The 565-nt window shown below is 74.9% G+C and carries 1 pseudogene; it reads right to left on the bottom strand.

Features of this window, described 5'->3' with window-relative positions:
• Window positions 1–565 (bottom strand): annotated as a pseudogene (locus tag AB4039_RS42385) (hypothetical protein); the annotation flags it as partial.

Genomic DNA, 565 nt, shown 5'->3' with positions numbered 1-565 from the left:
ACCACACCCACACCCGCCAGAGCCCCGGCCAGCTCCCCACGGGAACGACCACCCGCCACCAGCTCCACCACCTCCACACCCGACGCCGACAACACACCCACCAGCTCCGCACCCCCCACCGCAGACACCACCAACCACCGCCCCGACAGAGCGGCGGACCGCGTCGTGTCCAGCGGCTGCCAGGTGACCTGGTAGAGGAGGTCGTCGAGGGCGTCGTCCGCACCGCTTCGCGGTACGAGCCAGCCGGGCACCGCGGGCTGTTCCGCGATGCGCGGCCAGTACCGCTCGTGCTGGAAGGCGTACGTCGGGAGGTCGGCGGGGGCCGCCGGTGCGCCCGCGAAGAGCGCGGGCAGATCGAGGGCGACGCCGCGCGCGTGGGCCCGGCCGAGGGCGCCGAGCAGGGTGCGCGACTCCGAGCGGTCGCGGCGCAGCAGGGGCAGGAGGGCGGCGGGTGCGTCGAGGCAGGCCTGTCCCATGGCGCTGAGGACGGCGTCGGGTCCGATCTCCAGGTACGTGCGGACGCCGGCGCTCTCCAGGTGGCGCATGGCGTCGTGGAAGCGGACGG

This window comes from Streptomyces sp. M-16 (assembly GCF_052114405.1).
In the GTDB taxonomy this organism is placed as follows: domain Bacteria; phylum Actinomycetota; class Actinomycetes; order Streptomycetales; family Streptomycetaceae; genus Streptomyces.
Note: the sequence above shows the minus strand (reverse complement) of the source record. Positions and strands in the feature narration are given on the sequence as shown.